Source organism: Alkalitalea saponilacus (genome assembly GCF_900168165.1).
Taxonomy (GTDB): Bacteria; Bacteroidota; Bacteroidia; order Bacteroidales; family Marinilabiliaceae; genus Natronoflexus; species Natronoflexus saponilacus.
Window position 1 is genome coordinate 29857 of record NZ_FUYV01000006.1, and the last position, 15683, is coordinate 45539.

General features: G+C 40.1%; 9 protein-coding genes. 5 read left to right on the top strand and 4 right to left on the bottom strand.

Translation table 11 applies throughout. The features are described 5' to 3' along the window. The first annotated feature begins 429 nt into the window (after window positions 1–429). The 4 genes from B5X70_RS06755 (at window position 430) to B5X70_RS18035 (ending at window position 8994) form a co-directional block, all read left to right on the top strand. A complete protein-coding gene (locus B5X70_RS06755) occupies window positions 430–3720 on the top strand; it encodes a SusC/RagA family TonB-linked outer membrane protein (RefSeq protein ID WP_198314214.1) in 3291 nt (1096 codons plus the stop codon). A 13-nt stretch (window positions 3721–3733) separates the two neighbouring features. After that, a complete protein-coding gene (locus B5X70_RS06760; RefSeq protein WP_079557148.1) occupies window positions 3734–5605 on the top strand; it encodes a RagB/SusD family nutrient uptake outer membrane protein in 1872 nt (623 codons plus the stop codon). Window positions 5606–5624: 19 nt separating this feature from the next. Next, entirely contained in the window at window positions 5625–7217 is a 1593-nt protein-coding gene (locus B5X70_RS06765) for a DUF4957 domain-containing protein (RefSeq protein WP_079557149.1), read from the top strand. A gap of 262 nt (window positions 7218–7479) precedes the next feature. Then, on the top strand, window positions 7480–8994 hold the full coding sequence (locus B5X70_RS18035) for a pectate lyase family protein (RefSeq protein ID WP_079557150.1): 1515 nt from the start codon (window positions 7480–7482) through the stop codon (window positions 8992–8994). Window positions 8995–9202: 208 nt separating this feature from the next. On the opposite strand, the gene B5X70_RS06775 is transcribed toward B5X70_RS18035, so the two are convergent. Next, the gene (locus B5X70_RS06775) at window positions 9203–10894 is read right to left on the bottom strand and encodes an FAD-dependent oxidoreductase (protein ID WP_079557151.1); all 1692 of its coding nucleotides are present in this window, start codon (window positions 10892–10894) and stop codon (window positions 9203–9205) included. A 178-nt stretch (window positions 10895–11072) separates the two neighbouring features. Here B5X70_RS06775 and B5X70_RS06780 point away from each other — a divergent pair, with 178 nt between their 5' ends. After that, complete coding sequence (locus B5X70_RS06780) at window positions 11073–12713, top strand: hypothetical protein (protein WP_079557152.1); 1641 nt, start codon at window positions 11073–11075, stop codon at window positions 12711–12713. Between the two features lie 285 nt (window positions 12714–12998). On the opposite strand, the gene B5X70_RS06785 is transcribed toward B5X70_RS06780, so the two are convergent. The 3 genes from B5X70_RS06785 to B5X70_RS06795 all read right to left on the bottom strand — a co-directional run bounded on the left by B5X70_RS06785 (window position 12999) and on the right by B5X70_RS06795 (window position 15533). Continuing rightward, window positions 12999–13211 (bottom strand): hypothetical protein, encoded by a 213-nt coding sequence (locus B5X70_RS06785; RefSeq protein WP_079557153.1) that lies wholly within the window; start codon window positions 13209–13211, stop codon window positions 12999–13001. A 12-nt stretch (window positions 13212–13223) separates the two neighbouring features. Continuing rightward, window positions 13224–13649 carry a hypothetical protein gene (locus B5X70_RS06790; RefSeq protein ID WP_079557154.1) on the bottom strand — a complete coding sequence of 142 codons (426 nt, stop codon included), beginning with the start codon at window positions 13647–13649 and terminating at the stop codon, window positions 13224–13226. Window positions 13650–13880: 231 nt separating this feature from the next. After that, complete coding sequence (locus B5X70_RS06795) at window positions 13881–15533, bottom strand: M28 family metallopeptidase (RefSeq protein WP_079557155.1); 1653 nt, start codon at window positions 15531–15533, stop codon at window positions 13881–13883. Window positions 15534–15683: the final 150 nt, after the last annotated feature.

Genomic DNA, 15683 nt, shown 5'->3' on the forward strand with positions numbered 1-15683 from the left:
CGTGTTTGCTACATCGCTTTAAAAATATACGTTTATTTGTAAGAAGATGTTTTTCAAAGTCCTTTTGTATGTGGATTTATGAGTCTTTAACTAATGGGGACTGCTCCCGGTGATTGATTTAATGATCGGTTCATTGTTTTGTATATTATAAACTGTGATTTTAGTCATTATGTTTTTACTATATGCTCACATATAGGTATTAACTCCATAGTATCGTATCCTTAATTTTCTATAAAACGCTCTGGTTTTATAACTGGGTAAAATTTGGTTTTTTTAACATAAACCAATTAGTACCTACTATCTGTCAATATTTCCACAACCGCCATCTATCATACATGTACTTTAGCTGAATGTTTATTTCTGTTAAAAGATGCTTAATGGCGCATCTGAAAAACAGGATTTATTAATCAAAAAATAAAGTATGCACTTATGAACACAGATCGTATGATGTACAAATTTAGATTTTCAGAAAGGTTGCAAAAATTCATTTTGCTCTCCTTTTTGTTGATATTTACTGTATCTCTGACAGGGCAAACCAATATTGTCAGAGGTACTGTAACGGATGGGGAAAACGGAGAGCCGATACCAGGCACAAATGTTATTGTATTTGGTACTTCTCAGGGGGTGATAACCGACATTGATGGCCAATATCAAATAACGGTAAGTCCGGGTTCAGAATTGTTGTTTTCATTTATTGGCTATTCGAATAAAAGGGTTGCAGTAACGGGTCAGACTATATTAAATGTTGCATTGGATCCGGAATTTACCTTTTTGGATGAAGTGGTAGCCATTGGTTACGGAACAGCTTCCCGCAGAGATTTAACCGGAGCTGTTTCGTCAGTGGGTGAATCTGTTTTGCGCAATGCACCGGTTTCGTCGGCAGCAGAAGCCATTACAGGACGTATGGCTGGGGTTTTGGTAACGACTACGGAAGGATCACCCGATGCGGAAATAAAGATTCGCGTACGTGGGGGAGGTTCCATAACGCAGGATAACTCCCCTCTTTTTATTGTAGATGGGTTTCCTGTGAATTCAATCTCGGACATTCCTCCCGGAGATATACAGTCCATTGATGTTTTAAAAGATGCTTCTTCAACGGCTATTTATGGTGCGCGTGGTGCAAATGGGGTGGTTATAGTAACAACTCGCAGTGGACAGGAAGGACGAATAACAGTAAATGTAAATGCTTACACCGGAATACGCAAAGTGAATGATTTGCTGGATGTTCTTTCGCCATACGAGTATGTAATGTATCAGTATGAACTGGGTGGAACGGAGTCGTTTCACCGGTACTATGGTGTTTATGATGATTTAGAAATATATAAATCTGTTCCCGGAACCAATTGGCAAAATGAGGTTTTTGGACGCACTGCCATGGTTCAGAATTATAATGCCAGTGTTAGCGGAGGAAATGAAACAACAAGATTTAATTTGAGTTTATCGCGTGCTGATGAGGAAAGCGTTATGATTGGTTCAGCTTTCGAGAGAAACAATATAAACCTGAAAATGAATACAAAAATCAACGATCGGTTGAATTTTGATTTTAACACCAGGATGTCGCACACCCTGATTGATGGTGCCGGAGTGAATCAGGGTTCTGGCTCTACTTCCCGGTTAAGAAACTCTGTTAAATATGCCCCTACTTCAGGGTTGCGTGAGTTTGATTTAATGATTGACGATGATTTTGGGTTAAGTCCCGAGTCTGAAAGTCTTCTTTTCGATCCAATTCAGTCAACATTAGATGACTACAGACAACAAAAGCGTTTTAGCAACAATTATAATGCAGCACTTAATTGGGAGATTGTAGATAATTTGACTTTCCGAACCGAGTGGGGATATGATTTTCGTCAGGACAGAACCGATCGGGTTTGGGGGCCATCCACTTCTCAGTCAAAAAATCGTGGAGGGCAGCCCGTAGCAGAGATTTTTACACGGGATGGTTACAGTTGGCGCACTGCTAACACCTTAACATATTCGGTTAGAGATTTGTTTCCCGGACATCAAATGACCGCGTTGTTGGGACAGGAGATCACTTCCTCCGAAAATAAAACCATAACAGCTTATTCTGAGTATTTCCCATCGGATATGACCCCGAAAGATGTTCTGGCCATGTTTAATCTGGGCGTGCCTCAACCAACCGAAACACGCATAAGCGAGCAAAACAACCTGGCCTCTTTCTTTGGTCGGTTGAACTATAATATGTATGAGCGTTACATGTTTAACTTTACATTCCGTACCGATGGTTCCAGTAAGTTTGCCGAAGGCAACCAGTGGGGCTATTTTCCATCGGCTGCCTTTGCATGGCGTTTAACCGAAGAGGCTTTTCTTGAGGATCAAACATATTGGTTATCCAATCTTCGTATGCGCATCAGCTATGGTTCAGCAGGTAACAATCGTATAAGGGACGGATTGTGGAAAATGTCTTATCGTACCACAGGTGGGAAGGCTTACTATTCAAATGAAACTCCTGATTCCTACCTGATTCCGGGTTCATCTCTTCATAATCCTGACTTGAGATGGGAGACAACCTATACGCGAAATGCTGGTTTGGATTTTGGGTTTTTTAATAACCGAATTTCCGGTGTGGTTGATGTTTATTGGAATACAACAAAAGATTTATTGGTTGAAGCACCACTACCAGGAGCATCCGGTTACAACACTCAATTTCAGAATGTTGGTCAAACATCAAATAAAGGAATTGAACTAAGCCTGAATGGTCAAATCGTTCAGCGCAGAGATTTTACGCTTTCGGCCAACTTTAATATTGGTTTCAACCGTAACAATGTGGATGAATTCCGAAATGGCGATGAGAATTTTAAATTATACAGCTCCGGCTGGAATGGAACTGCACAGCCACGGGAAGATTTTATCATTCAGGAAGGCCGGCCTGTTGGACAAATGTATGGATATGTTACCGACGGAATGTACTCATTTGATGATTTCAATTTCGTTTGGGTTTATGACGCAATGGGTAATCCAACAAATCAATCAGGCTGGGTGCTGAAAGAAGGTATTCCGGATAACTCAGCTTTAACTTCCAACAGAGCATTTGGACCGGGATCTTTGCGATTTAAAGATGTTAGTGGTCCCGATGGCGAACCTGATGGTGTTGTGAATGCTTATGACCGTCAGATTATTGGCGATGCCAATCCTTTACATACCGGCGGCTTCAATATCAATGCCACTTATAAAGGCTTTGATTTGTCGGTATTCATGAACTGGTCATACGGAAACGATGTTTACAATGCCAATATAATAGATAATTCATCATATTTGCTTACCCGTAGATATCAGAATTTAGAAAGTTTTATGAGTATGGATAATCGTTTTCTGACTTTTGATCCAGTCACAGGGAATAATATTTTTCAGGGGCAACATGCAAATCCTGAAAGATTACAGGAGCTGAATCAGAATGCTTCAATCTGGCATCCGTTAATGACAACAATGCCGTTGCACTCATGGGCAATTGAAGATGGTTCGTTCTTGAGAATAAACACTGTTACGTTTGGTTATACCCTGCCTGGAAGTCTTACCTCTAGAGTAAACATTCAAAATATGAGGGTGTATGTAAGCGGTTATAACCTTTATACGTTTACTAATTATAGTGGTTTCGATCCTGAAGTGGACACACGAAGAGCCACTCCCATGACTCCGGGAGTTGATTATTCTGCTTATCCAAGAAGCCTGTCTATATTGGGAGGAGTTAATATTACTTTTTAAATTGAAGATTGTTATGAGAAAAATAGGATATATTTTATTGATATTAGCTGGCTTTGCATGGGTTTCCTGTGAAGATTTCCTGGATACTTCATCGCCATCGGAATTTACACATAATGTGGTGTTTTCTAGTGTAGCATATACAGAATATGCCATTGTTGGTATATATAATATCATGACAGAGGATCATGTTTATTCAGCAAGATTGCCTTTGAATTTCTCCACCAATTCGGACATCGAATTTGTAGGGGCTGATGCAAACAGTTACAATGATGCAGGTAACCGTGGTTATTCAAATTATTATGGGATACCGGAGAATAACCATTTTAATAACACCTGGATTTGGCTTTATCGGATGATTGAACGTTCAAATCTGGCCATTGAAGGCATTCAGGAAAGTCCACTGATGGAGAGTAATGATCGGGACATAAGAAATCGTATGCAGGCATATTTGGGGGAGGCTTTAGCCTTAAGAGCCTTGGCTTATTTCGAATTGATTAAGCATTTTGGAGATGTCCCTTTTAAAAGAGAGTCCACAAAAGCCGATGGTTCAAATATTTACCTGCCTGTAACCGACAGGGATGAAATCTATGATTACATAATAAGTGATTTGTTTGAAGCAGAACAAATCCTGCCCTGGGTTAATCAAATGGGATACACATCTGAACGTATAACCAAGGGGTTTGTAAAAGGCTTAATCGCACGAATGGCCTTATACAGGGGGGGGTATTCTATTCGTAATAAAGCCGGATTTCCTACCGAAAGAGGAGATAACTGGGAGTATTACTATGAAATTGCCAACCAACAGTGCCGTGAAATAATGGAATCTGGCGTTCATGGTCTAAATCCTTCGTATATCAATATTTGGAAAACACTAAATTCATTGGAGGTAGATGCTAACTTTAATGAAAACTTATTTGAAGTGGCCCATGGTCTCGGACAGCATGGTGAAATGGGATATTCGATAGGTGTTCGCTTCTATCCCAACAATAAATATGGATACGGAAATAATACCAATGTGGTTAATACAAGTGCATATTATTTCTATTTGTTTGACTCTACAGATGTTCGAAGAGACGCCACAATAGCATATTACACTTATGGTAATAATGAAACATTAGAGGAGCGTTTTCAGGGCAACCCAATGTCATTCAATTTTCAAAAATGGGATCAACGATGGATGAACGATGCGTGGTTAATTGGAAACCTTGCAGCCAGCAATAAGCGTGGGTATGGTATCAATTGGGTTATGATGCGCTATTCTGATGTGTTATTAATGTTTGCCGAGACTGAAAATGCGTTAAATAATGGTCCTACCGGCGAAGCCAAAGAGGCATTAAAAGATGTGCGTCGCCGGGCATTTGCGCCTGAATTTCATGGTGATAAAGTGGATTCTTATGTAGAGTCGTTAAACAATGAAGAGGCTTTTTTCAATGCCATAGTGGATGAGCGTGCATGGGAGTTTGGTGGCGAGGCCATACGAAAGTTTGACCTTATTCGTTGGAATCTTTTGGTAGATAAAATTGCAGAACAACGTCAGGTATTGGCCCAAATGATTACTTCACGACAGCATCCTGTACATGGAGAACTCCCTCAGCGTATTTTCTTCAGGTATGAAGAAAATGACGAAATCATTGATCGATCTTCCATTAACTTCTATCAAAACAGGGGTGAAGAACTGGTTGAGGAACTTTGGGATATCTATTCCTCCGTCAACTGGTTTGATGCTTCTTCTGGCAATCAGGAGGGATGGCTGGAAAGATTGTTCCTGTTTAGCTCTGGTCTTACCCAAAACAGAGCTGGGGTCTATAATCGGCACCTTTATCCATTGCCATTAAATGTGATTAGCGAATCACAAGGTTTGATTGAACAGCATTTAGGATTCTAAATACAAAATATTGACAGATATGAATTTAAATAATTTAATAAAATCTATCACAGTAATATTCTTTGCCGGACTACTTTTATTAGGAGTACCTTCCTGCAATGATTATGATTTTTCTGTAGATGAAAGTTTTAATAGAACTTTCCGTCCTCCCCTTTTTAGTGCAGAAGGAATTAGAGCATCCTCAGTTCGATTGGAGTGGGAGAAAGTACGAGGAGCTAAAAGTTATTTACTGGAGGTTTCCCGCGATAGTCTTGAGTTTATCGACCCGGTACAGTATGAGCTGCCTTATCATCAGGATAGTATTACGCTTACCGGTTTGATGACAGAATCACGTTATTCTGCTAGAATTAAAGCCTTTAGTGCAACCGGAGCTCCCGAGTCGGAGTTTCATGAAATCACTTTTGTTACCCTGGGTGAGCAGATCTTTGAAGAGGTAATCCGAGGGTTTGATGATCTATCTAACTCGAATTATCTTGAATTAAGATGGATGCCTGGTAGCGAAGTAACTCATATCAGGATTGAAATGCTTGAGGGAGAACCTGAGATTATTAATTTAACAGAAGAGGAAATTGAGCAAGGCTATAAGTTGATTGAATCCCTAAAGCCTGCTACGAATTACTTGGTTCGAATTTTGAACGGGGAAAGTCGAAGAGGGTGGTACTCTTATACCACTTTCGAAGCATACCCTGAAGGGTACCGCGTAGTTAATTCTGAGGAGGATCTGAAATCAATTTTAGATATTTCAGGAGAAGAACATTTGATCTTAGTGCTTGAGTCCGGTGCATTTTTCGATATTCGCAGGCCGCAACTCAGTGCAGATATTCGCCACCTCGAATTACTTGCAAATCCGGTTAAAGAGCGCCCTGTCGTAAATCTTACCACCCTCACTTTACATCAAAACACCGAGAGTGTTACCATTCGTAACCTGGAGCTGTTTGGCGACAGTCATACTTCAGATTATATTATTAATGAAAATAAAACCACCAATATCAATTCAATTGTTTTTGATAATTGTTATTTACATACATTCCGAGGGGTAGTCAGGATGCAAAACAGTGCAAATACGACACAGCTTGAATTGCTAAAAGTAAATAACTGTGTGGTGGATAATATTGGAGGGTTTGGTTTTGTAAATGGCTCAGCCGATGGTGGTTATCGCTTTGAGAATATAGAAATTACCAATAGTACCTTTTCGTTAATTATTGCTCATTTTATGGATATTAGAAAGCCGGGTGGTTCATATATCATTGAAAACTGTACGTTTTATGATGTGATTGGACATGGTCGAGGATTTTTAAATACGGCAGGTGTGGATAATTTTCCTGAAATTTTGGAAATCAGAAACTCTATTTTCGGGAAGTTTTATTATGTGGGAGAATATCGTGAAGATGAAAGTGTTCGATCGGTTAATCCATATTTCCCAAATCTATTTGTAGATGGAAGCTACGCATTATCTGATTTTGTAATTAACCCCGATTATCCATTTGTCGGAATTGGTGAGTATGCAAAGACATCTGAAGAAGTCTTTGCAAATCCAAAAGAACGCGATTTTACCATTATTGATAGTGCATTCCCGGGGCGCGCTGCTTCTGGGGATCCGCGATGGAGATAGATGAAAAGTCTTTGTGAAACCGTAAAGCATTGCAGGAATGAAATTGTTTAAGATTGGTAAGGAGTGTGATTCTTATTCGAAATTATGGAGGATGATATAGGTTGTGTGTGTTAAGTAGTTGTTGATTAAAGTCCTGCAGGTTTTACGGTTTTGTTATTAAGTCCTTTGAATAACTAAAAAGAGGATTTCTACGACCTCTGTAGAAAAAATATCGAACTGTTAGTTAGAAGGAGTAATTTTAAATTATTAAATATTGTGCTTTATGAGTAAAAAGATTTTTATAATTTCACTTTTATCATTCTTTGCTTTTTTTGTTTTATCAGCATGTTCGGATGGTAACGATTCCGAACTTGAAGAGATAAAAAGCCCAAAGGAAGAGAATGATGAAAACAATCAGCGACCGGATCCTGTTGAAGAGGAGGCATTTGCATTTCCGGGTGCTGAAGGATTTGGAAAGCATGCCACAGGGGGACGTGGAGGCAGGGTTATTAAAGTAACTTCTTTGGAGGACTTTGGCCCCGGGAGTTTTCGTGAAGCTGTGATGGCATCTGGTCCTCGGATTGTTGTATTTGAAGTTTCTGGCACCATAGAATTAAAAACCAGATTGACCATTCGTAACGGCGATTTGACCATTGCTGGTCAAACGGCACCCGGCGACGGAATTGCCATAGCGAACCATGAAGTGTATGTGGATGCAGACAATGTCATTATCAGGTTCATGCGTTTTAGAGTGGGAGATACAGCCGATGCCGAATATGATGCTCTTGGAGGAAGGTTCAGAAAAAACATTATCATTGATCATTGCTCAATGAGTTGGTCAACAGATGAATGCGTCTCATTTTATGGTAACGATGAATTTACGCTTCAGTGGTGCGTAATTTCTGAAAGCTTGCGCATGTCGGCTCATGAAAAGGGAGCACATGGATATGGTGCTATTTGGGGAGGAAAAAACGCTTCATTTCATCATAATCTTTTGGCTCACCACGACAGTCGCAATCCTCGCTTTGGCGAGTTTGAGGGGAGTGCTTATGCGCTCACCAATCTGGTCGATTTCCGAAACAACATTATTTATAATTGGGGAAACAATAGCGCTTATGGTGCTGAAGGTGGTAATGTTAATATCGTTAATAACTATTATAAGCCTGGCCCAGCATCGCGTCATAGAGAGCGCATAATGTCAATAGACAAGTATTTGCGAGATCCTGAAAGAGCTACATACGATATATGGGGGAGGTTTTTCATTGATGGCAATTTTGTAGAGGGAAGTACCAGAGCCACCAACGATAATTGGACTTATGGCGTATATAATCAGTTTCACAGTAAATATGGTACCGTATCAGATGAAGATAAGGCCGCTATGCGCCTCGACTCTGAGCATCCAATCAACGGGAATGTAACAACACACACAGCAGAAGAAGCTTTTGATATTGTACTGGAGTTTGCAGGTGCTTCATTGGTTCGAGATGCTGTAGATGCTCGCGTTATTGAAGAGACTCGAAATGGAACATTTACTTATAGCGGATCGAGAGGCAGTACCAATGGGATTATTGACTCGCAAGAAGATGTGGGTGGATGGCCTGAATTAGACTCTTTACCTGTACCAGTTGATACTTCCGGCGATGGAATGCCTGATGAGTGGAAAATTGCTCATGGACTTGATCCGGAGAAAAATGAAGCAAATGGCCGGGACTTAAGCACGGCTTATGATAATGTTGAGGTTTACATTAATAGCCTTGTGCAACATATCATGGATGCAAAAGCAGTTTTTTTTGATTAATTGAAGTATTGGTTAGGTTTGTTTTAATGTAAAAACCGAAAAGCGTATGCTTTTCGGTTTTTTGCTTTATTTATTTGGAAATAAATTGTTTAATTTATTGATACCCGATGAATTGGGGAGAAGTTTCTTGAATTGTATTTTTACTCTCTTTTTGTGAGTTTGACCTCGTCGATCTTCGATTCACTCTCACGCACATTTCATTTGTGTTTTATTTCTCCTTTGGATATGGCCAGGCGGCAACACCACCCTCTAGCACTTTTACATTTTTGTATCCCAATCCTTGCAAAAACATGGCTGCTTCGTATCCTCTCAAAGAAATCTGACAGTAGGTGATGATTTCCGTGTTTTTATCTTGTGGCAGGTCTTCCACTCTTTTTCTGAGCATGCCAACAGGTATCAGAGTTTCTCCAATTCCCAAACGCATGTTTTCGTATTCATCGGGTCCACGTGTGTCAAGAATAAACATGGCATCACCATTATCAAGTTTCTCTTTCAGTTGTGGTCCGTTTATGCCTTTAAAGAACCGCCGCATTTTGTTTTCCATTACATGCGAGGTGGCAATGCTATGATCCACCGCCATGGAGAATGGAGGAGCGTATGGCAGATCTGAACACACAATGTCTTCCACGGTTTGTTTTGCTTTAATGGCTGTTGCCCATATGGCAAGTTGCTTGCTCACTTCTCCGGGGCCAAGACATTGTGCACCCAATAGTTGTCCTGTATTTTTTTCTGCAATCAGTTTTGTAATAAGAAGCTGCCCGCCCATGAATTTTGGTTTGTCAAAGCTGGCATTGACAGCCACTTCAAAATCGAATCCGGCCTCTTTGGCTTTTATTTCTGAGAGGCCTGTGATGCCTGCTCCGTAATCAAAAAGTTTACAAATCCCGGTTTGAATGGTTCCCGGGAATTTGGCCGTGTTGCCCATTATCATGTTTTCTCCGGCCACTCTTCCTTCCAGATTGGCTAGGTCTCCATAAGGTGCCAGAACATTTTTTCCGGTAATCAAATTGGGGATTTCGCAACAATCGCCTGCTGCGTATATATCCGGATCATTGGTTTGCATGTGTTGATTTACCAATATACCTCCCAGTTGGCCAATTTCAATGCCGGCTTCCCTTGCTAATTTGATATTGGGTTTTACACCAATTGCAACAACTGCCAGTTCGCAAGGTATTTGTGTGCCGTTTTGAAGTTTTACTGCCTCAAGTTTTCCATTGGTTCCAATAAACTCTGCAACGCCGTTTTGTGTAATGACATTGGCTTTTGTTTTAAGGTAATTCTCTATCAATTTGGCCATGTCCCAATCCAGAAAAGAGAGCAGTTGCGGGAAAAGCTCCACCAGTGTTAACTCTATTCCTGCCAGGTGAAGAGCTTCAAGAGTTTCTATGCCAATGAGTCCACCTCCAATAACTACAGCCTTTTTAATCTTTCCTTCATCGCGGATGTTACGCAAATAGTCAGCATCTTGCATTGATTGGAGGGTGGTTATGCCTTCCAGATTAATTCCCGGAACCGGAGGCATATTGGGTGTTGCCCCTGTGGCAATGATTAATTTATCGTACTCCTGTTGTCCGGACTCTCCAGTTTGGTGATTGATATACTCAACTCTTTTGTTTTCCCTGTCGATGCGGGTTATTTCCGTATTTATAACGGCCTTAATACCTTTTGCATTCCAGTAAAACTTTGGGTCGCGCACCACTCCTGTCGGAGTGTTCAGGAGTTTGTTCCTTTCGTCAAAAACACCTCCCACATAGTAAGGGAATCCACATGATGCCATGGAAAGGTCAGGACCTTTCTGAAACATGGTGATTTCTGCATTTTGGTCAAGTCTCCTTGCTCTTGCCGCTGCTTTTGGGCCTGCTGATGACCCACCTATTACAATTATCTTTTTATTTGCCATGATGATTTTTTGTTTGCTGTTTTTCCGATGCAAAGATAACAAAAATGCAATAATGTAAAAATATAGATATATAAATAAAGTTCTATTTTTGTGGAATGATTCGTTAATTTGGGTTAATGATTGTAAATAAAAAATAACTATATTTATCTCCGAATAATAATCCTAAATTATCAAAACTATGAGAAAGCTTTTTTTATTTGTCATTGTAATTTGTCTATCAATGAGTATGATGTCTCAACGGATATCGCGGGACACCAAGAGTATTCAATTTGTTAACTACCCATCTTTGTTAATGCCTGAGGTAGAGACCTATTCAACAAACATTGATCTCACTGCAATTGAAGGTTTACTGGAAGAAGGAAGTACGTATGTTTGGACTTACAAAACACTAAACTCCATACTTGGGCCTCAAGGATATACCCATAAAGAGATTGATAGTGATATCGAAATTACACTTGTAGCAAAGAATTACCTGGTTTTTCCCAGCGTTACAGATGCATCACCGGATTATGAATCTGCTTACTATCTACCGAAATATACCATTCCCATGGACTGGGAAATAGTAATTGAAGGAGCAGTATCTCAAAGAATTTTATTGTCGGACTACAAAGATAGCCTCCATATAGTGGTTCCACTAAGAGACGTTGGTGGAAGTTTGCATAAAATAACAGATCCTGAGAAGATTAAAGAGGTGATGGAGAGTGAAAGTGAGCAAATTTTAAAGGCTGCAGAAAGACAGTTTCTCTCTGAGGTTATGTTGTTTGCCAGAGAGGTTGTTAACAGGTCACTAAGCTATGATGTTGAGGTATTAGAAGTCCCATTCTTTTCTTTAAGATCAAACAGACAAGTTGATGTTTCCGATTGGGAGGAGCCTCATAAAAATGCAGAAAAGCTATTTGAAGAATTAAAAAATGGGGCATCACCAAGCGAATTGTATAATAAGTATGCAGATGTGTTTGAATTTTATGAGCTTAAGATAAATGAGTATAAGGATGATGTAAGAAAAAACAGGAATTTATTGGAAGCAGCTTCAACTAATCTTGTAAATATGCTTTTAATTTTAAAACCGGATGCCATAACTGTTGATCACGTGGATATCTTTGTTGTGACCAACAACGAGTCCGGTTCAAGAGATGAAAAACGAAATAAATTGAAGTCTAGAATTTCTCAGGCTATTGCCGTCTATGAGTCAAGAAATGAATGTGGGCGAGATTATGCTGAATTGTTTACTATGCCACCTTTATCTAATAATGCATATGAGGTAACCTACACTTTGTCGTCAGGTGAGGTTAAACAAGGTGTCGTTACATATTCAACATTTTATGGGTTGCGACCTTCTGATGCATGTGTGGGCTTTTCTTTGTATGATATAGATGTTTTTAATAGTTCTGACGGGAAAGTTTCCTCTCGCCAAGCCTTGGATGTTAAAGATATTGATTCGTATGAAATTTTTGGAGATAAGTACGTAAAAGTAAGATTTAGTGATCCTACTGTAGTTTCTTTAAGGGGCGAGGAGAGTTTTATGTGGGAACTTATGGATGGAGATGTTTCAATCTATTGGCTTACTGATTTAGGTAGATCTGGTGCAGTTATAAAGAAAGGGAATAGAGGGCAGTTTGTATTTAATTATGCCCGATTGGCTGAGATGCTTGATGACAAGCCAACTATAGCGGAAAATATTCGAAATGGACACTACGGAAACCCTGAAATTAGAGAGCGATCCTCGAGACTTGGAAATATGATGCAACAGGGAGTTGTTAATGATATTTGTCCTAGAATACTCTTAAATATCGTGGCAGATTATAATCAAATCAATTGATTCTATTATTTTTTTTTAAGGGACTGTCCAAAAAGTAAATTTAAACATTCCTTATCTTTCAAATCGTAAATTAAACGTAAATAATTCACCCCTAAATCCCCCATAGGGGGAATTTAAGCCTCCCATTTGGGGGAGGTTTGGAGGTGTGAAAGCAAAGTTGTTTTACAAATTGTAAGTATTGAATATTATTAACAGACTTTTTAGACAGTTCCTTTTTTCTAACCTATAAGTGAGGTGCTGCATAAATTAACTGTGAGGCATGATGATGCTATCAACAGATTATAGTTATGCACCAAGCGCCTTCAGCGCATGGTAAACCAAAAATGCAGGCCACACAAAAGATTTTAAAACTCCCAGCACGCCACCCCAAAAAGTTGTAGCTACAGATATGTAGTAGATGACCGCTCCAATCCATCCAAAAATATAGATGAGACCGGTTGGCGCTTCTTTCTCAATTCTTTTGGCTTTGCTTTGGGTGCATTCTGAGTTGGTTTCCATGCTGTTTTGAATTTAATTGTTGTTGCGTTTTTCAATCCTGATGGATTTTCTTCTGCCAATGGTTCTGTAATAAACATAGAGAAGAAGTACTGCAAAAAGTGAGGGAACCATTATAAAAGCCGGAAGTTCATCTTCGGTAATTCGTTTTAAAATGAAGTTAATACCAATGATGGTTACACCAATTGGTAATATCCACCTACCGGTTCTATTCATGCTAACATGCAGTGAGACAGGTTTGTCGTTGCTAATTGAAAGAGGAATAATGGCACTGGATTCTGTACTGGATTTAATTTGGAAGGAATGACTTCCTTCCTTCAACTGAATTTCAGTTCGTCCTGCGTTGGATATTATACCTTCGTTTTTTCCATCAATCCAGATTGAATAGTCCACTGTCCTGTTTGTGACTTCGTTAGAACGGGTAATAATAAGTTGAGCCATTTTTGAAAATGAGGGGTAAAAAGTCTTAGAGAATTAGACAGATAGAATAGATTCATTAGAATCTATTCTATCTATCAGGAATATGCAAAATAACCTATATTTATGGTTCGTTAAACCTATTTATTTACAGGTATATGCGAAATAGTTCGGTAGATGTGCAATATGTTTATAAACAATGAATCCACATTGTCTAATATCTAATATTCTAATATCTAACAATCTATTGTTATTTTAATTCCTTCTTAAATGTGCCTTTGCATCACGAGCCGCTCTGAACTCGTTATCAGGAGCCCAGTTTGGAAAGTGGTCGGTGTTAGCAAGGTCTTTTCCAATATTGTAAAACAGCCATAAATCCTGGTGAATTCCATCATAATTCCACAAGTCGTGAACCACATCAGTGGGAGCATGGTAGCGCGATGCAGCATCCTGCTGTACCATGCGGGTGTATTCTTCGTCGCGACCAATGTAATCGTTTCCGCCATTGGCGTAAATCATGGGAACACCCTGACGCGCCATATTAAAATGGTCGCTGCGGTAGTAATATCCTCTTTCGGGGAAGGGGTTTGGTTTAACCACCCGGTTTTGTGCTCCTGCCTGTCTGTCCAGATAATCATCCAGTTCAGATAAGCCGAATCCAATGGATACCACATCGTTTGTTGGCCCGTAAACGTTTAAAGCGTCCATGTTAATTCCTGCAACCGTAGTGGCAATGGGGAAAAGCGGGTTTTCTGCATAAAATCTGGATCCAAGTAACCCCGATTCTTCAGCAGTAACAGCCAGAAAAGCCACCGAGCGTTCCGGTGCCCCCTCTTTCATAAATCTTTCGGCAATGGCCATGATGCCTGCAACTCCTGTGGCATTGTCAACAGCGCCATTGTAAATGTCAACACCCTGTTCGGTCACAACCATACCAAGGTGGTCCCAGTGAGCCATGTAAACTACAGTTTCTTCCGGGTATTTGGTTCCCTCAATGTAGCCTATTACGTTGTGGCATTCTGAATGATTAAAAGTGTTGTTGAATGATACCGAAGCTGTTAAGCCAAGTGGTTGTGCCACAAAATCACGATGCGCTGCCGATGCGATGGTTTCTAGAATGTTGATACCTGCTGCATCAAATATTTTAGTGGCTGCATCCAGATGTATCCAACCTTCAACCGGAAGCCTGTCGCGGTTCCCGTTGGTCACGACGCCGTATTGTGTGCCCGACCAGGAATTTCTTACCACTTCCCAACCATAACTGGCCGGTTCTGTCTGGTGAATAATCAAAGCGCCGGCAGCTCCCTGACGAGCAGCTTCTTCAAATTTGTATGTCCAGCGGCCATAGTATGTCATGGCATTTCCGGTAAACATGGTTTCGTCACCTGTGGCAAATCCGGGGTCATTTACTAAAATTACCACTGTTTTTCCTTCTACATCAAGACCTTCGTAGTCGTTCCAGCCATATTCGGGTGCAACCACTCCATAGCCGACAAATACCAACTCGCTTTTGTCGAGTTGGAGAGATTCTTCAAGGCGATAGCTGCCCACTACCATGTCGTCAAGGTAGTTGAATGATAGTTCGGCTCCATTTCCTTTAATGTTTAAAGTGGTAAAATCGGAACCGGTGACCTCCACCAAAGGAACTGCCTGAAGATACGAGTCTCCGTTGGCAGGTTTAAGTCCAATTTCCTGAAAACGCGACTTGATAAAGTCGCGTGCTTTAATTCCACCCGGCGATGCCGGTGCGCGCCCTTCAAATTCGTCAGAGGCCAGTATGTTAATATCAGTCTCAATATTCTCCCCAAAAGGTTCAATTGTGTATTCGGGTGTGGCACAAGCCATGAGAGCCATCAAAATGACTCCGGGTAAATACTTGATGAATTGAAATTTGTTTTTTCGTTGCATGGAATCTTCTTTTATTGTTTATTTTTATTGGTCGATAGTCATTTTGATATTTCTTGATTGGCCTAAACAGCCTTATTTTTTGAAATTTTCACATATCCTAAATCTAATTTTTCTAAAATCTAAGCATCTGTCCTATGACGACTTGTAAAG